Annotated in this window: 13 protein-coding genes; 7 read left to right on the forward strand and 6 right to left on the reverse strand. The window is 57.0% G+C overall.

Features of this window, described 5'->3' with window-relative positions; translation table 11 throughout:
- The first annotated feature begins 167 nt into the window (after positions 1-167).
- The 4 genes from CWI75_RS09650 (at position 168) to CWI75_RS09665 (ending at position 7015) form a co-directional block, all read left to right on the forward strand.
- Positions 168-1967: a GAF domain-containing protein gene (locus CWI75_RS09650; RefSeq protein WP_101521284.1), complete on the forward strand. Its 1800-nt coding sequence runs from the start codon at positions 168-170 to the stop codon at positions 1965-1967.
- Between the two features lie 123 nt (positions 1968-2090).
- Entirely contained in the window at positions 2091-4130 is a 2040-nt protein-coding gene (locus tag CWI75_RS09655; protein WP_101521285.1) for a peptidase M50, read from the forward strand.
- Between the two features lie 40 nt (positions 4131-4170).
- Positions 4171-6168: a preprotein translocase subunit SecA gene (locus CWI75_RS09660; RefSeq protein ID WP_206604688.1), complete on the forward strand. Its 1998-nt coding sequence runs from the start codon at positions 4171-4173 to the stop codon at positions 6166-6168.
- Positions 6169-6172: 4 nt separating this feature from the next.
- Positions 6173-7015, forward strand: coding sequence for an efflux RND transporter periplasmic adaptor subunit (locus CWI75_RS09665; protein ID WP_162300040.1), 843 nt, complete (start codon positions 6173-6175; stop codon positions 7013-7015).
- Positions 7016-7087: 72 nt separating this feature from the next.
- On the opposite strand, the gene CWI75_RS09670 is transcribed toward CWI75_RS09665, so the two are convergent.
- Together CWI75_RS09670 and CWI75_RS09675 are read right to left on the reverse strand one after the other, a co-directional pair.
- Positions 7088-7393 carry a hypothetical protein gene (locus CWI75_RS09670; protein WP_101521288.1) on the reverse strand — a complete coding sequence of 102 codons (306 nt, stop codon included), beginning with the start codon at positions 7391-7393 and terminating at the stop codon, positions 7088-7090.
- A 183-nt stretch (positions 7394-7576) separates the two neighbouring features.
- Complete coding sequence (locus CWI75_RS09675) at positions 7577-8815, reverse strand: Fic family protein (protein WP_206604689.1); 1239 nt, start codon at positions 8813-8815, stop codon at positions 7577-7579.
- A 538-nt stretch (positions 8816-9353) separates the two neighbouring features.
- Between CWI75_RS09675 and clpS the strand changes: the two genes are divergently transcribed.
- Together clpS and clpA are read left to right on the forward strand one after the other, a co-directional pair.
- Positions 9354-9683 (forward strand): ATP-dependent Clp protease adapter ClpS, encoded by a 330-nt coding sequence (gene clpS / locus CWI75_RS09680; RefSeq protein WP_241521159.1) that lies wholly within the window; start codon positions 9354-9356, stop codon positions 9681-9683.
- Positions 9684-9717: 34 nt separating this feature from the next.
- Positions 9718-11997: an ATP-dependent Clp protease ATP-binding subunit ClpA gene (clpA, locus tag CWI75_RS09685; protein WP_101521291.1), complete on the forward strand. Its 2280-nt coding sequence runs from the start codon at positions 9718-9720 to the stop codon at positions 11995-11997.
- A 43-nt stretch (positions 11998-12040) separates the two neighbouring features.
- Here the strand turns inward: clpA and infA are convergent, their stop codons facing one another.
- The 4 genes from infA to trxB form a co-directional block, all read right to left on the reverse strand.
- Positions 12041-12259 carry a translation initiation factor IF-1 gene (gene infA, locus CWI75_RS09690; protein WP_035513460.1) on the reverse strand — a complete coding sequence of 73 codons (219 nt, stop codon included), beginning with the start codon at positions 12257-12259 and terminating at the stop codon, positions 12041-12043.
- Between the two features lie 155 nt (positions 12260-12414).
- Positions 12415-13146 carry an arginyltransferase gene (locus CWI75_RS09695; RefSeq protein ID WP_241521155.1) on the reverse strand — a complete coding sequence of 244 codons (732 nt, stop codon included), beginning with the start codon at positions 13144-13146 and terminating at the stop codon, positions 12415-12417.
- On the reverse strand, positions 13143-13859 hold the full coding sequence (gene aat, locus CWI75_RS09700; protein WP_101521293.1) for a leucyl/phenylalanyl-tRNA--protein transferase: 717 nt from the start codon (positions 13857-13859) through the stop codon (positions 13143-13145). The genes CWI75_RS09695 and aat overlap by 4 nt, the downstream gene beginning before the upstream one ends.
- 6 nt (positions 13860-13865) lie before the next feature.
- On the reverse strand, positions 13866-14816 hold the full coding sequence (gene trxB / locus CWI75_RS09705) for a thioredoxin-disulfide reductase (RefSeq protein ID WP_101521330.1): 951 nt from the start codon (positions 14814-14816) through the stop codon (positions 13866-13868).
- Between the two features lie 245 nt (positions 14817-15061).
- Here trxB and CWI75_RS09710 point away from each other — a divergent pair, with 245 nt between their 5' ends.
- On the forward strand, positions 15062-17374 hold the full coding sequence (locus CWI75_RS09710; RefSeq protein ID WP_241521156.1) for a DNA translocase FtsK: 2313 nt from the start codon (positions 15062-15064) through the stop codon (positions 17372-17374).
- The last annotated feature ends 45 nt before the right edge of the window (positions 17375-17419 follow it).

The following is a 17419-nucleotide window of genomic DNA, read 5'->3' on the forward strand; positions in this document are numbered from 1 at the left end:
CCCCTTAGCCTTGGATTCCTCAGTTTGACAATGGCAGGAGAAATAGGGAATAGTGAGGCGTCTTTAAACGCCACCTGAGACAATCCCCGCTGAGCTGTCGACGGGAACCTTCTGGTAAGTATTTTATAGGTCGACAACGGTACTCATGACGCTATTTGTCTCTTGCAATGACTGATTCAACAGGTTCCAAGTTGAGCGCTTTTGCCAGCCAGTGGCTGGCGCAAGGCTGTGGAAATGTTGATGGTGATGTCCATTTCGGCGTGGTGCTGCTTAGCGTCTCGGCTGATGGCGCCCTCGCCCCGGCTGCAGTGTGGCCTGCATCCGCTAATCCAAATCCCGTGGTGATGGAGGCAGTCGAAAAGGCTGTCTCAGAGCGCGCCGTGCAGGAACGACACCACGAAGTGGTAGTTGCCGGCGCTGCGCAGTTACGCTGTGTTCTTGCATTCCCTCTGATGATCGATGGCCATGTGCACGGGGCGGCCGCGATCGATATTGAGCCGGGGCAGGTGCAGTCCCTGGATGCGGTGCGGCGAAGCTTCGCGTGGCACCTGCATGCCCTTGAAGCCATGGTACGACGTGCTATGGGGACCAGCTCCGATCGCCTTAACACCGTTCTCAATCTGGTCGCTACCGGGCTTCATCACAAGCGCTTTCAGACGGCGGCGACGGCGGTTATGACTGAGCTGGCGGCAATTCTTAAATGCGAGCGCGTCAGTATAGGTTTTGTGCAAAACGGTCATGCGAAATTGGTCGCGCTTTCGCACAGTGCAGGTTTTGGCGAGAAGGCCAACCTCATTCGAGGGATAGGCACTTGCATGGACGAAGCGATCGATCAGCAGGCAACTGTCGTCTATCCGCCGATCGATAAGCGGGCCATGCAGGTCACTCGCTACCACGCTGAGCTTTTACGTAGCAGTGGCGAGGGGGCGGTTTGTTCTATTCCCTTTGCTACCGGAGAGGCGATCATCGGTGCGATTACCTTCGAACAACCGGCGCGAGCCTATTTTGATAGCGAGACACTTCGCCTTTGTGAATACGCCACGCTGTTGTTGGGGCCACTGCTTGATGTGCGTCGCAAAGATGATCGGAGCCTGTTCAGTAAGGCCCTGGACAGCGCGCGGGTAACCATTCAGCAGCTTATTGGCCCGCACCATACAGGCTTAAAGCTCGCCGTAACTTCCATTGTCTTTTTGGTGTTGTTCTTCACGTTTATGACCGGCGAATATCGCGTCACCGCTGATGCAACGCTCGAAGGTGCGGTGCAGCGTGCGATCGCCGTGCCGATTTCAGGGTTTGTTGCCGAGGCCAATATTCGTGCAGGCGATGTGGTCAAAGAAGGCGACGTGCTTTTCACTCTGGACGACCGGGACTTACGCCTGGAACGTCTGAAATGGGTGGGCCAGCGGTCCCAGCACCGGCGTGAGTACAGTGAGGCCCTGGCGGCGAGAGAACGTGCTCGGGTGAATATTCTTAACGCCCAAATCGAGCAGGCCGATGCCCAGGTTGCGCTGGTCGAAGAGCAGTTGCTGCGCACTCAGGTCATAGCCCCGTTCGATGGGTTTGTCGTCTCTGGTGACTTGAGTCAATCGTTGGGCGCGCCCCTTGAGCGGGGCGAAGTGGTTTTTGAGCTGGCCCCCCTGGATGACTACCGTATTGTGTTAGAAGTTGATGAGCGTGACATTGGGTTTGTGGCTCTGCAACAGCCCGGAGAGCTGGCGCTCACCGGGGTGCCCGGGAGGTCTCTCCCGATACGCGTGGATCGCATAACACCCATTGCAGCTGCTGCTGAAGGACGTAATTTTTTCGAGGTGGAGGCGAGTCTTCAGGACGCTAGCTTACCCACCTCCCTCCGTCCAGGAATGCAGGGAGTGGGTAAAGTATTGGTGGGGGAACGCAAGCTTGCCTGGATTTGGACCCACAAGATTATTGAGTGGTGGCGCATGTTTATCTGGTCCTGGTGGCCATGATGGGGCAACCCCTTGGCTGATTCTTTTCATAGCGCTTCGTGGTATCGGGTCGCTGATCTAAAGCCGAGGCTCCGTGTTCACGCTTTACTGCATCGCCACGTTTATCGCGGGCGGGTGTGGTACGTGCTGCAGGATGCGGCGAGCGGCAAGTCGCATCGTTTTTCCCCGGCCGCCTACCGTTTTATTGGCCTGATGGATGGTGAGCGATCTGTCGATGAGCTCTGGCAATCGGTGAGTACGGACGCTGGTGATGAGGCCCCAACGCAGGATGAAGTGATCCGCCTTTTGGGTCAGTTGCACGCTGTTGATGCTTTGATCTGCGATGCCATACCAGACAGCGAGGAGTTGTTTCGGCGCTTCAGCAAACACGACCGAATGAAGTTTAAACAGCGTCTTTGGTCTCCACTGGCGGTGCGCTTGCCGCTCATCGACCCTGAGCGTTTTCTGGAGCGAACCTATCCACTTATCGCTCCTCTATTTTCTCGTTGGGGCGCTTTTATTTTTTTCAGCGTCATTGCGGTGGGGGCTGTATTTGCGGGTATCCACTGGGTCGACCTTACTGAGGACGTGGTGGATCGCGCGTTGACGCCGACGAATCTTTTGATTCTTTGGCTCGTGTATCCGGTGGTGAAAGCGTTTCACGAGTTGGGCCATGGCTATGCGGTAAAGCATGCGGGTGGAGAAGTACATGAGATCGGGGTCATGTTGCTGGTGTTCATCCCGGTGCCTTATGTGGATGCCACCGCCGCCTGGGGTGTGCGGGATAAGGGGCGACGCATGCTCATTGGTGCTGCGGGTATTTTAGTTGAACTGCTGATCGGCTCTCTTGCGCTTGCTGTCTGGCTGCATATTGAAGACGGTATGATCCACGGCATTGCTTACAACGTGATGCTCATTTGCGGAGTGTCGACGCTCTTGTTTAATGGCAATCCCTTGCTGAAATTCGATGGCTATTACGTCCTTTCAGATGCCTTGGAAATTCCTAATCTGGGTACTCGATCCACCCAGTATCTGAGCTATCTGGTGCAACGTTACCTGTTCAGGTTGGAATCCGCATCATCTCCGGCAAACACCCCGGGCGAACGTGTTTGGTGCTTTATTTATGGCATCGCCGCTTTTATCTATCGGCTTTTGATTATGTTTATAATCATTTTGTATGTCGGTGGAAAGTTCTTTGCCATTGGTGTTCTGCTAGCTTTATGGGCCGTCACTACACAGATTCTGGTCCCAATTAGCAAAAGTGTGCTGTTTCTTTTTAACGATTCGCGACTGCATCGGCACCGAGGTCGAAGCATCGGCCTGGCAGCCGCTGTATTAACAGGTATTGTAGTCACAACGACCCTGCTTCCGGCACCGTTCTGGACGTTGGCCGATGGCGTAGTCTGGCCAAGCGAGCGCTCCTATATCAGAGCTGGAGCCGATGGTTTTGTTGCCAAGCTGCTGGTGAGCAGTGGTGATTTCGTAGAGCCTGATCAGCCACTTCTGCGCATGCGCGACCCCTTTCTTGAGATGCGGCTTAAAGTTCTCGAAGGGAGTGTTCGGGAGCTCAATAGTCAACTGACGTTGGCTCGAGCCACTGATCGCGTGCAGGTTGCCTTGATCCGGGAGGAGCTCGCCAGTGAAAGTGCAGAACTGGCTCGGGCGAAGGAGCGGGTCGAAGCGCTGCTGGTGCATAGCAGTCGATCAGGACGCGTCATCATCCCTGACGAAACGGATGCCGTGGGCCAGTTTATTCGTAAAGGGGAGCGCCTGGCCTACGTCATTGAGCCGGAAGATTTACTGACTGTACGGGTCGTTGTTTCAGATGACGAGGTCGCGCTTATCGCTGAATCTACTCGGTCGGTTCTCGTGAGATCCAGCTCTTGGGACCCATCGGTGTGGGAGGGTCAAATTCGGCGCCAGGTTCCCGGCGGCACCACTCGCTTACCCAGCACGGCACTTGGTACTACCGGAGGCGGCACGATTTTGGTGGACCCCAGGAGCAACGATGGCTTGACCACTCTGGAGCGTGTCTTTGAAGTGGATGTTGCTCTTCCCCTGGCAGCGCAGCCGGAATTTATCGGACAACGCATGTACGTTCGCTTTGATCATGGTTCCTTGCCGGTTGCCCAGCAGCTTTATCGCGCCCTGCGTCGGCTATTCCTCGCGCGCTTCAGCGTATGAGTGCTAATTCCAGCACTAGCATGTTCGGGAGTTTCCGACGTTGACAGCGCAGGTAAGCATGCTCAGACCGGGCGTCGTGACGGGGCAGTATCCGCAAAGGCCCGACCTGCGATTTGGGTGGTTAGATAGACAAGCTGCGCGATTAACCGGTGCTTTACGTCAGCAATTGGGAGGAAGATCTGATACGTCCCCGGCCTTCGTGAGCTGGGTTAACGCCCTTGAGGAGGGCTTGCTTGATATATCTGATGATCAATTAAAAGGTCGTATCGCCGCGCTTCGCCCACGCCTTTACGGACTAGGCTTCGATCTTACGACAGTGGCTGAGAGTTTTTCCCTGGTCCGAGAAACATCCCGCCGCAATCTCGGCTTGCGTCACCATGACGTGCAGATCAGTGGTGGCTTTGCGATGTTGCAGGGCAAGATTGCCGAGATGGAAACCGGTGAGGGGAAGACCCTCACAGCCCTCCTGCCGGCTTGTACCGCAGCCTTTGCCGGTGTTCCGGTGCATATCATTACAGTAAATGATTTTCTGGTTGCTCGCGATGCACAAACCCTTGCGCCGGCGTATGCGGCCATGGGGTTGTCGGTGGGTGTTATTTGCGAAGGTATGGATATCGAAAGTCGTCGAGCAGCCTACCGTGCCGACATTACTTATTGTACGAACAAGCAGGTCGCCTTCGATTATTTGAAAGACTCGCTTCTGCTTGAGCAGGAAAGTCGCTCCTTACATTTACAGCTCGAGGGACTTTACCGCGAGTATCCGCGAACAGAGCGACTGCTGATGCGTGGTTTGTGCTTCGCCATTATCGATGAGGCGGACAGCGTGCTCATTGATGAGGCGCGTACACCATTGGTTATATCGGCTCCCGGTAAGTCGGATGGTGAGCCTGTACTTTACCAGCAGGCACTGGATATCGCGGATGCGCTACAGTCAGAGACTGACTTTGTTTTACGTAAGAAAGAGAAGCAAGTCGAGCTCACCGCTCTGGGGGCGAGGCGTCTGCTAGAACTCACTCGCGGTTTAGGCGGCATATGGTCGGGCAGCAAACGATCCCGAGAAATGGTTACCCAGGCTTTAGTGGCTCGTTATCTTTACTTTATTGATGTGCATTACCTCATCCGCGATGACAAGGTTCTGATTATCGATGAATACACGGGTCGAGTGATGGAAGATCGCGCTTGGGAGCAGGGCTTGCACCAGATGATTCAAACAAAGGAAGGGTGCGCTTTGACCGGCCGACAGGAAACCCTCGCACGGATCAGCTATCAGCGCTTTTTTCGTCGCTATCTTCGATTGTCCGGTATGACTGGCACCGCTGCGGAAGTGACAGCGGAACTTTGGTCGACCTATCACATCGGTGTGAAACGTATTCCCAGTCACCGTCCTCTGCGGCGGCATGCTCTCAAGGATAAGGTTTTTATAAGGGAGTATGACAAGTGGCAGTCGGTACTAGAGGTGGTCGTTGATATGTACGCTCAAGGCCGTCCCGTATTGCTTGGCACGCGAACAGTCGCAGAATCCGAGCATCTGGCAAACTTACTTAGCGACCAGCAGTTGCCGCACGTTGTGCTGAATGCGCGGGAGGATGTCGGTGAGGCTAGCATCATTGCTGACGCTGGCCGTGCAGGTAATATTACTGTTGCCACGAACATGGCTGGAAGGGGGACGGATATCAAGCTCGATGCTATAGCGACAAAGCATGGAGGCCTGCATGTGATCGCGACCTGCTACCATGAAGCACGACGCATTGATCGGCAGTTGTTTGGTCGTAGCGGTCGTCAGGGCGACCCGGGGACTTTTCAGGCCATCGTGTCTCTGGAAGATGAGGTCTTTACTCACTTCCTGGGCGGCCCGTTGCTGGCCAGCGTCAGGCGACTGGGCTCTGCCCGTGGCACAGTACCGCGCTGGCTGTCTGAGCTGTTAAGGAGACTGGTTCAATACCGCGCGGAAGCCCACCATCGACGCATTCGCGGTGAGATGATGACTATGGATGAGAATCTTGGCGACATGTTGGCATTCAGTGGAAGAGGAGAGTAAGGCCATGAAAGAAAGAATATTCTTGAACTCTCAGGCGGCGCTGATAGCCGTTTTACTTCTGGGGACAGGTAGTGCAGCGGCACAGATACGGGATTCTGTGGCTTATGACTGTCTGATTGAGCCAAGTAAATCCGTTGAACTTGGAAGTGCGATCCGGGGGATTGCTGACGAGATCAAGGTCGAGCGAGGCGACGAGGTCAATAAGGGTGACGTACTGTTGCAGCTTGACTCGCGGGTACAGCGCGCAACGGTAGATCTTGCGAAGGTCAGAAGCGAAAACACCGCGGCGCTGACTTCAAGAGAGGAAAGTATGAAACTCGCGAGGCGCTTGTTGAAGCGGCTGGAAGGGCTGTACGAAAACAATAATATTTCGCAACAGCAACTCGAAGAATCGCAGAGCCAGGCGGCAATCAGCGAAAGTGAATGGCATGAGGCACAGGAAAATCAAATACTGGCTGAGCTGGAATTGCAGGAAGCCCGGCAAATTCTCGCCATGCGCACCATTACTAGTCCTATAACGGGGGTGGTCGTAGAGCGCTTGATTTCGCCGGGAGAACTGGTAAATGAAGACGAGCCGATCATGCGTCTTGCCAGCCTCGACCCTCTTTATGTGGAGGTGATTTTACCGGCCTCTGAGTTTGGGAAAGTGTTAGTTGATAGTTCCGCTACTATTTTCCCGGCGCAGCTCACTGGCGGCGAATATGAAGGTCGCGTAGACATCGTCGATAGTGTGATTGATGCTGCGAGCGGAACTTTTGGGGTCCGCATTGAACTTCCGAACCCAGAGCATCGACTACCTGCCGGATTAGGTTGTGACGTTAATTTTTCGGGCACATTGGCGCGCTAACCCCAATGGCAACCGCTCATTTTAACGCGTTTTATTGTAAGCGGTCATTCGAGGACGTTGTTGCCAGCCTGACTATTTTGCCTTTGGCGGTACCAACGCACGGACGGCGGTGACGATTTCTCGCAGGTCACCGTCACTCATTTGTTTATAGTCATCAAAGCTATTGATCGTGTACTTGGCAAATACCGAGTTCACTTTGCCGAACGCCGCCAACACCTTGTGGCGGTGCTTGGATTGCAGTCCTTCCAACGCGAGCCCCGCATATGCCTGGTTGACCTTGCGGGCTTTTTCCCACAACGCCAGGCTGTTGTCGGCGGCAATCGCGTTCACAGCCTTGGCACTCTCGCGCCATTGCCGGTAGGCCGCTTCATCTGCCATGCGTGAGCATCTCCAGATCCGAGCGCAGGGGATTGTCCGCGAAGCGCGCTTTCCATTGTTATTTCGACCCTGTAGATGAGGGTTGTCGTTACGAGCCTGCGTTCGCTGAACTGATCCTCAAATATATGAGGGAGGGTGAGATGTTTGCCAACGCGGAGCCTATTCTTCCACTGTAGCTGAAAATTACTCGGTCTTCTCTGGAAACAGTCCTGGCATCCATTCATGCGCAAGAGTTGCAGGAAAAGCGAGGCGTAACGGAGTCTTTGTGGTCTCGGACACGATGACTCCCCGGTCCATCAATGCCGATACGACCCTTCGCGCCTGGCGATCGGTGACGCCGAGCAATCCGGGTAGTTCGCTTCGCGGTAGTTCGCCCCGATAGAGCAAGGCCTCTATTATTTTTATTGATCTGTCCAGTAACCGGCCGGCCTGGGTCTCATTCGCCGTCCATTGTAAAATGCGCTCTCGCAGCCGCCCTGGCGCCACCAGCTTTTCCATGAACCTGACCTGATCCAGGCAGGTTTCCAGGAAGTACTTGGTGAAATCTGCCAGCGCTTCTTCACTGAGGGTGCCGCGTCCATCCAGATCATTCCGGCGCGGAAGGTCGCAGTTCGACAGTTTCTGTTTGTACTCGCTTACTGTGCGCGCAAGGCCGCGCGAAACTGACCAGATCGATCCGGTATCAAGCGTTTCGCGCAGGATCGCGTGGGACATCAGCCGAGTGACCCTGCCGTTGCCATCAAGGAACGGGTGTATCCAGGCGAAACGGTGATGGATTGCGCCGGTGGCAATCACCATCTCAGCTTTGCCAAGGCCGGTGAATACCTCTTCGAATCGTTGCAGAAAGCGCGGCACAGCCGCCGGGCTTACCGGCGTATGCCGGCCTACCTTTACGTCTCGGATTCTGATCTTGCCCGGAACAATGTCGAGCTCCTCACCAGTATCGGGATCTGTGATGATTAATAGTTCGGGCGGAAGCAGTTCGCAGAACCGCCTGTGTGTTTCACAGGCTCCATCGACTGTGAATGCGAGACCTCCGTCCAGTCCGCCTTCGTCGATCCAGGTCTGGACGGCGATATGTGCCCTGGCTTCGAGTTGAAGATTCCGCTTGTTCGCATCTTCGCTATAGTCATTCTTCAGAGCCCGCTCGATATCTACCGGGTGGGTGTCGTGGCCCTCGATTAGATTGCTGTAATAGCAGTTCATTGCGCGGACCAGATCCGCAAGCGATCTGACGATCTGGTCCGGCAGGCTGTGCCGAAAGGCGGCGGATGCCTGCGCGAGATCCATCGCCAAGTCGGCGAGCTCGCCCCGCTGCCGGGCCCCGTCCGAGAGCTTTACGGGCTCCATTGAGCCAATAGGCTCGCCGCGATCAATTATCTCGCCGGATGCCGCTTTTTTGTCCGCTTCTTCTTGTCTCATAAATACAAAAGTATCAGAGAGTTACGATAATGCAAAGCGGATTCATGTCCGGTTCTGTGTCCGGATAGGCATCCCTTTGCATCAGCATTCTCATTTAGCCGTATATACGATCCGCCTGAGCGAGGCGAGAGGGAGATAAGGCCCTGATCACTAACAGCTTTTTCTCCAGTTCTCGGCTGCTTCCTCCTGCGGCCAGACATCACGGCATCTTTTTCCTTTGCGCAGGTCTTCGTGGGGACAGGCTTGTTTCGTTCCTTTTTGCATTAGCTCCGAAATTTATCTTCCGCGGTTCTAACCGGGGCGCGCCCGCTCGCGCAACCGGTCTGCCCCGCCACACCAGCAGCACTTCCTGCCCCAAACGACGTTCGGCCAGCTGATTTTATTCGGCTGCTTTGCTGCGCCTGCCGTTTTGTCCTCTTGAATTGACTTATAATGCTCCCATATCCACTATCATCTGACAGTAAAGTCATTATGATCAAACAGTAGAGAAAGTGAGAATTATTGCGTGAGTGACGTTTTTCTGGCCAGTGAGTGGCGCTTGTCCGCCGGTAATAAGCCCCGTGAAAGCGATGGCGGGGCGACCCTGCAGGAGTCGCGTCCTGAACTTAAAAAGGCACCGCGGTTCAAAGTCGTTCTATTGAACGATGATTACACGCCGATGGAGTTCGTGGTGGAAGTACTGGAAGTGTTCTTCCAGATGAACCGTGAACAGGCGACACACGTAATGCTAACCGTACATACCAAGGGAAAGGCTGTGTGCGGCGTTTACACCCGGGATATTGCCGAAACCAGGGCTGCCCAGGTGAATCAGTACGCGCGGGATAACCAGCACCCGCTGCTGTGCGAAATCGAGGCATCGGAAGACTAGCGCCACGCTGGTCTTCCCTTAGGAGTGGTAACGTATGCTGAGTAAAGATCTGGAACTGACCCTTAACGAAGCCTTTCGCGAGGCCCGGGCCAAGCGCCACGAATTCATGACAGTGGAGCACCTGCTGCTGGCATTACTGGACAACAATGATGCCATTCACGTGCTCAAGGCCTGTGCGGCTGACATTGGAGCGCTGCGAGGCGACCTGGTCGAGTTTGTCGACGCCACCACGCCGCTCATTCCCGATGATGACGATCAGCGCGAGACGCAGCCCACCCTGGGGTTCCAGCGGGTGCTGCAGCGCGCCGTTTTTCACGTGCAGTCATCCGGTCGCAGCGAAGTGACCGGTGCCAACGTGCTGGTGGCTATTTTCAGCGAGCAGGAAAGCCAGGCGGTCTACTTTCTCAAGAGCCAGAGCATTGCCCGCCTCGATGTGGTTAATTTCATTACCCACGGTATTTCCAAGGTTGCCGATGACAGCGAGGGTATCGAGCCCGGCCAGGCCGCCGAGGCTGAAACCACAGAGGAGGGCGAAGGCAACCCGCTGGACAATTTCACTACCAACCTCAACGAGGAAGCCGCTGCGGGGCGTATTGACCCACTGATCGGCCGTATTCCGGAAGTCGAGCGCGTCGCGCAAATCCTGGCACGTCGGCGCAAGAACAACCCTTTGCTGGTGGGTGAATCCGGCGTTGGCAAGACAGCCATCGCCGAGGGCCTGGCGAAGATGATCGTGGACGGGGGTGTCCCCGACATACTCAAGGACAGTGTTGTCTACTCCCTGGACCTGGGCGCCCTGCTGGCGGGCACCAAGTACCGGGGCGACTTCGAGAAACGATTCAAGGGGCTGCTGGCGAACCTGAAAAAACGCGAGGGCGCGATCCTTTTCATCGACGAGATCCATACCATTATCGGTGCCGGGGCCGCCTCGGGTGGCGTGATGGATGCCAGCAACCTGCTCAAGCCCCTGCTGACCTCGGGCCAGATGCGCTGCATCGGTTCCACGACCTTCCAGGAATACCGTGGTATTTTTGACAAGGACAAGGCGCTCAGTCGGCGCTTCCAGAAAATCGATGTCATGGAACCCACGCCGGACGATGCCTACAAGATCCTCAAGGGCTTGAAATCGCGGTTTGAGGAGCATCACCAGCTGCGCTACACCAACAAGGCGCTGCGGGTGGCAACCGACTTGTCCGCGCGTTACATCACCGATCGGTTTCTCCCGGACAAGGCCATTGACGTAATCGACGAAGCGGGTGCCTACCAGCAGCTGCAGTCACCTTCCAAGCGCAAGAAAGTGATTGGGGTGGCCGATATTGAGGCGGTAATCGCCAAGATCGCCCGTATCCCTCCCAAGTCCGTCAGCTCGGATGACCGCGAAACCCTGCAGAAACTCGAACAGAACCTGCAAATGGTGGTGTTCGGGCAGAACCGCGCTATCAGCAGCCTCGCCACGTCCATCAAGCTGGCGCGAGCGGGCCTTCGCTCCGGGGACAAGCCTATCGGCTCGTTCCTGCTGGCGGGGCCCACCGGTGTGGGCAAGACCGAAGTGACCCGCCAGCTTGCGGGCATTCTCGGCCTGGAACTGATTCGCTTTGACATGTCCGAGTACATGGAGCGCCACACGGTGTCGCGCCTGATCGGTGCGCCTCCGGGTTATGTGGGTTTTGACCAGGGCGGCCTGCTGACCGAGGCGGTAACCAAGCACCCCCATGCCGTGGTGTTGCTGGATGAAATAGAAAAAGCACACCCGGAGGTATTTAACCTCTTGTTGCAGGTCATGGATCACGGCGCCCTTACCGACAACAATGGTCGCAAGGCTGACTTCCGCAATGTGATTCTGGTAATGACAACCAACGCCGGTGCGGAGAGTATCAGTCGCCGCACGATAGGCTTTACTACCCAGGATCACAGCACCGACGGCATGGAGGCGATCAACAAGATGTTCACGCCTGAATTCCGCAACCGTCTGGACAGCGTCGTGCAGTTCGAGCCTCTGGGCGAGGACGTTATTCTCACGGTCGTCGACAAATTCCTGATGGAATTACAGGGTCAGCTGGATGAGAAGAGGGTGACGCTGGATGTGGATGAGGATGCGCGCTTGTGGCTGGTGGAGAAAGGCTATGATCCGCACATGGGTGCGCGGCCGATGGAGCGCGTCATCAAGGAGCACATCAAGAAGCCCCTTGCCGAACTGGTATTGTTCGGCTCCCTGTCGCAGTCTGGTGGCACCGCACTGGTACGCCTTAACAAGGCCGGTGACGGGCTTGATGTACTGGTAGAGGAGGAAACTCCCGAGCTTGCCGAAACCTGAGACCCTGTTGCCGCCCCGGAAGGGGTGGCAACCTTACCCCGGCCTAGCGCTCGCGGTAAGTAATGCGACCCTTGGTGAGGTCGTAGGGGGTCAGCTCAACCCGGACTTTGTCTCCGGTGAGAATGCGAATGTAGTTTTTACGCATCTTGCCGGAAATATGCGCGGTCACGACGTGCCCGTTCTCCAGCTTTACGCGAAAAGTAGTGTTGGGGAGGGTGTCGATCACCTCTCCTTCCATTTCGATCTGGTCTTCTTTTGCCATGCGGCGGCAATCCCTCTATAAAAGCAGGGACGCATTTTGCACTAAAGTCCCCGCCGGTGCTATATGAATATCCGGCAAAACTGCACGCACTGCCTTGAATCCGGCTTTTTCACCCCCGGGAAGCCCACTATCGAGCAATCATACGCTCTATTTCGCTATTGTGAGCCTGCCGCGTCCTCCTGAAAGGCCTGCCAGCGATTACCAATACAGAGCTCGAGGGGGCGGTAGTCCGTCTTGTAGGACATCTTGGCGCAGTTGCGAATCCAGTAGCCCAGGTACAGGTAGTCAAGGCCCAGTTCCCGGGCGTGCTCAATCTGCCACAGGATAGCGTAGCTACCGAGGCTGCGACGCTCTGCTTCCGGCTCGAAAAAGGTGTAGATCGCAGACATGCCGTCTGTCAACGCATCAACTACCGCAACCGCCAGCAGCCGTTCACCCTCGTAGAACCGGTAATAGCGGGTGCAATTCCAGGCGTCACTGAGAAAGGATGTGTACTGCTCACGGTCGGGCGGGAACATATCCCCATCGGCATGACGCTGTTCTATGTAACGATAATAGAGGTCGTAGGCGACCGGGTCATTGATGTCCCCGGTCTGCTCGATCCTCAGGTCACTGTTACGCTTGAAGGTCCGACGCTGGGCGCGGGAGGGCCGAAATTCGCGAACCGGCACCCGGGCCGGGATACAGGCGGTACAGCTGGCGCAGTGGGGCCGGTATATATGGTTGCCACTGCGGCGAAAGCCCATGGTCGACAGGCGACTGTACAGCGCCTGGTCCATTTCCTGCCTGGGATCGATGAACAGCGTCGTTGCCTCCTGGTCTTTCAGGTAGCTACAGCTGTGAGGATAGGTGGTGTATACCTTGAGGTCCCGCATGGATGAAGTCACGGCAGAAGATCTCCACAGGTTGCCGGAAGTGCCCAGGTTGCCGGATTGAGCGTCGCATCTATAGTGTGGGCAAGGGTCTTCTCAAAGTCCAGCCTGCTGATGGTGCGTGCCCCCATTGTGTTCATGTGGGCGCTCTCCACCTGGCAGTCAATGAGGACACCTCCACCCCGGCGCAGTATGTAGGCCAGTGCCACCAGAGCGATACGCGAGGCGCTGGGTATTCGCGAAAACATCGACTCCCCAAAAAATACCCGACCCAGGGAAATGCCGTAAAGCCCACCCACCAGCGCACCGTCGTGATCGAGGACTTCAATGGAATGGGCGATTCCAAGATAGTGCAATTGCGTGTACGCCCGCAACATATCGGCGCCGATCCAGGTGCCTTCAACACCGTCCCTGGGTTCGGCGCAGGCTTGCATCACTTTTTCGAAGCGCTGGTCTACAGCCAGCTGGAGACCGCCCCGGCGCAGGGTCTTGCGCAGCGAGCGGGCAATGTGCAGCTCATCGACAAACAGTACCGAGCGCGGGTCGGGTGTCCACCACAGTACGGGCTGGGGCGCTTCATACCAGGGGAAGATGCCACGCCGGTAGGCCGCAAGCAGGCGCTCCGGGCTGAGGTCGCCCCCGGCCGCGAGCAGGCCGTTGGGGTAATCAAGGGCCTCGCTGGTAGGGGGGAAGTCCTGGCCATGTCCCAGCCGCACAATGCCTGCCATCGCAGATCAGCCGATGTTATCGAGATACTTTTCCGCATCCAGTGCCGCCATGCAGCCGAATCCGGCCGAGGTAATAGCCTGGCGATAAACGTGATCGCCCACGTCGCCGGCGGCGAAAACACCGGCTACGCTGGTGGCAGTGGCATTGCCCTGGGTACCGCTATGAATGGTGATGTAACCGTCTTTCATTTCCAGCTGGCCCTGGAAAATATCGGTGTTGGGCTTGTGGCCAATGGCAATAAATACGCCGGCGAGGTCGATGTCCTGGGTAGCGCCGTCGGCGGTTGCCCTGACCCGCATCCCGGTAACGCCGCTGTTGTCGCCCAGCACCTCATCCAGCGTGTGGTTCCACAGAAACCTGACCTTGCCTTCCCGTTCGCGTTTGAACAGGCGGTCCTGCAATACCTTCTCCGCACGCAGGCTGTCCCGGCGGTGCACCAGGATCACTTCCGAGGCAATGTTCGCCAGGTACAGCGCTTCCTCGACCGCGGTATTACCGCCTCCAATCACCGCCACTTTCTGGTTGCGGTAGAAAAAACCGTCACAAGTGGCGCATGCGCTCACCCCCTTGCCCATGAAGGCCTCTTCGCTGGCTAGCCCCAGGTACTGGGCCGAGGCGCCCGTGGCGATGATCAGGGAGTCGCAGCTGAACTCGCCACTGCCTTTCAGCCGAAAGGGCCGTACGGCAAGGTCCACTTCATCGATATGATCAAAAATGACCTGAGTCTCGAAGCGCTCGGCATGGGCAAGCATCTCCTGCATCAGCTCGGGTCCCTGCAAGTCGGCATGGCCGCCGGGCCAGTTTTCCACCTCGGTGGTCGTGGTGAGCTGGCCGCCCTGTTGCATACCTGTGATAACAACCGGGGTGAGGTTGGCCCGCGCCGCATAAACCGCGGCGGTATAGCCTGCGGGACCCGACCCGAGGATGATCAGGGGGTGGTGCTGGACGTCGCTCATAGTGGTCATTTCCTGGTTGCTGGTGTTAAATGTGGCGCTGTGGCCACCCGGCCTGCGGCCCTGGGCCCCGATTGTGTTTTTGCGGTTGCCCATAGTAATGCAAAGTGGCGTCTCCGGCAAAGGCGAGGCCGTTTCTAAATATGGTTTATAACTTATTGAATATTCGAATAAAAACAGCGACAATTAACTTACTTGTCAGCGGTGCCCCGGCCTTCGGGTCACCGCGCGTAAGGGGATCATAACGCGTGCCGGAGAGTTCAAAGAACACCAGTTTACTGGCGCCGAGATTGCGCGAGGGCGCCTTTATTGGTGTCAGTGCCGTCTGCCTTTACCTGTTGCTCGCGTTGCTCACCTACAGCGCCCAGGATCCGGGCTGGTCCGCAACCGGCGTCGGTAATCGCATAGCCAATGCGGGCGGCCCTACTGGCGCCTGGGTTGCCGATGTCGCCTTTTCCCTGGTGGGTTATGCCGCTTATCTGTTTCCTCTGCTACTGGCCTATCGGGCCGTGGTAATTCTTGTACAGCGACACAGCAACAAAGCGTTTGAGTGGATCAACTTTGGCATCCGTGCACTGGGGCTGGTTCTGGTCATGATCGCGGGCACCGCGCTCACTGCCATCAATGATGTTGGCGGTTCCGGCCTGCCACAGGGTGCGGGCGGCATTCTCGGCCAGGCGATCGGCGATGCCTTTACCATAGCCTTCAGCGATATTGGCAGCCGGCTGATCCTGCTTGCGGTATTCCTGTTCGGGATGACCATTTTCACCGACCTGAGCTGGCTGAAACTGATGGAACGGCTGGGCCGCTGGAGTATGGCCCTGTACGCAAAAACCACGCAGTGGCTGGTTGCAACGATCGACCGCATCCGCGACCGTCGTTTGCGCGAGCGTGCACTGGAGGCTCGCAAGGCGGTTATTGAGGACCACGTGGAGCGTGGCAAGCGGCGCGCGCCCCCCAAGATAAAACCGTTTCAGCCGAAACCTGAAAAAAGTGAACGGGCCGAGAAAGAGCGGCAGCAACCCCTGTTTGAAGGGCCTGTTACCGGCGAATTGCCGGCCCTGGGCCTGCTTGATGCCGAGATTAAAGACCCCAGCAAGGGCTTTTCCGAAGAAGCACTGGAAGCCATGTCGAGGTTGCTGGAACTGAAACTGGCAGATTTCAGCATTACCGCGGAAGTGGTGGCGGTATATCCGGGACCGGTTATTACACGTTTCGAAATCCAGCCCGCCGCCGGCATAAAGGTGTCCCGCATCTCCAATCTTGCCAAGGACCTGGCACGGTCACTGGCGGTCATCAGTGTACGGGTGGTCGAGGTGATTCCGGGTAAATCGGTCGTCGGTATCGAGATTCCCAACGAAGACCGGGAAATCGTCAACTTCCGCGAAGTGCTGTCCTCGCGCGCCTTCGACCACTCCAAATCCCCCCTCACGCTGGCCCTGGGCCACGACATTTCCGGGGAACCGGTAGTGGCGGATCTCGCCAAGATGCCGCACCTGCTGGTGGCCGGCACCACCGGTTCCGGCAAGTCGGTAGGGGTGAATGCCATGCTCCTGAGCCTGCTGTACAAATCCACACCGGCCGAAGTGCGACTGATGATGGTGGACCCGAAGATGCTGGAACTGTCGGTATATGACGGTATTCCGCACCTGCTGACCCCGGTCATTACCGACATGAAAGACGCGGCCAACGGCCTGCGCTGGTGCGTGGCGGAAATGGAGCGCCGCTACAAGTTGATGGCGAATCTCGGGGTGCGCAACCTGGCCGGCTACAATCGCAAGATCGAGGACGCCCTGAAAGCGGGCAACCCCATCCCCGACCCACTGTGGAAGCCCGACCCGATTTTTGCCCTCACCGAAGAGGAGCAGAATCCTCCCGCCCTGGAGCATCTACCGGCGATTGTGGTGGTGATTGACGAATTCGCCGACATGATGATGATTGTGGGCAAGAAAGTGGAAGAGCTGATCGCGCGCATTGCCCAGAAAGCGCGCGCGGCTGGGATTCACCTGATCCTGGCCACCCAGCGGCCCTCGGTCGATGTCATTACCGGCCTGATCAAGGCCAACATTCCCACCCGGATCGCCTTCCAGGTATCTTCCAAAATCGATTCCCGCACCATCCTGGACCAGGGTGGCGCTGAACAGTTACTGGGTCATGGCGACATGCTGTACTTACCGCCGGGCTCGGGCCTCCCCACCCGGGTGCACGGTGCCTTCTGTTCGGACGAGGAAGTGCACCGGGTGGTCGCGGACTGGAAACGGCGCGGCACGCCGACCTATATTGACGGTCTGCTCGACGAGGGCAGTAACACGCCGGTCACCGCGGGGGAACTCCAGGCCACCAATGGTGACGAAGGAGAGGAGGGCGACGCACTTTACGACGAGGCAGTGCACTACGTGACCCAAAGCCGGCGAGCGTCCATTTCGTCGGTGCAGCGTAAACTGCGGATCGGTTACAACCGCGCCGCGCGTCTGATCGAGGCGATGGAAGGGGCCGGGGTAGTTACCGAGATGAGCAGCAACGGCCAGCGTGAAGTACTGGCGCCGCCACCGCCCGAATAAATTACTGCCGGTTCGCGTCCCCGCGCTCCCGCCACCCACTATCAG

The sequence above is a fragment of the Kineobactrum sediminis genome (assembly GCF_002868715.1).
Classification (GTDB): Bacteria; Pseudomonadota; Gammaproteobacteria; order Pseudomonadales; family Halieaceae; genus Kineobactrum; species Kineobactrum sediminis.

Bases quoted from the DNA above. Each gene is read 5' to 3' on its own strand.
- CWI75_RS09670 (WP_101521288.1), bottom strand. From the start codon at position 7,393: ATGGCAGATGAAGCGGCCTACCGGCAATGGCGCGAGAGTGCCAAGGCT.
- CWI75_RS09650 (WP_101521284.1), top strand. From the start codon at position 168: ATGACTGATTCAACAGGTTCCAAGTTGAGCGCTTTTGCCAGCCAGTGG.
- CWI75_RS09665 (WP_162300040.1), top strand. From the start codon at position 6,173: ATGAAAGAAAGAATATTCTTGAACTCTCAGGCGGCGCTGATAGCCGTT.
- aat (WP_101521293.1), bottom strand. From the start codon at position 13,859: ATGGCAGGCATTGTGCGGCTGGGACATGGCCAGGACTTCCCCCCTACC.
- CWI75_RS09675 (WP_206604689.1), bottom strand. From the start codon at position 8,815: ATGAGACAAGAAGAAGCGGACAAAAAAGCGGCATCCGGCGAGATAATT.
- infA (WP_035513460.1), bottom strand. From the start codon at position 12,259: ATGGCAAAAGAAGACCAGATCGAAATGGAAGGAGAGGTGATCGACACC.
- clpA (WP_101521291.1), top strand. From the start codon at position 9,718: ATGCTGAGTAAAGATCTGGAACTGACCCTTAACGAAGCCTTTCGCGAG.
- trxB (WP_101521330.1), bottom strand. From the start codon at position 14,816: ATGAGCGACGTCCAGCACCACCCCCTGATCATCCTCGGGTCGGGTCCC.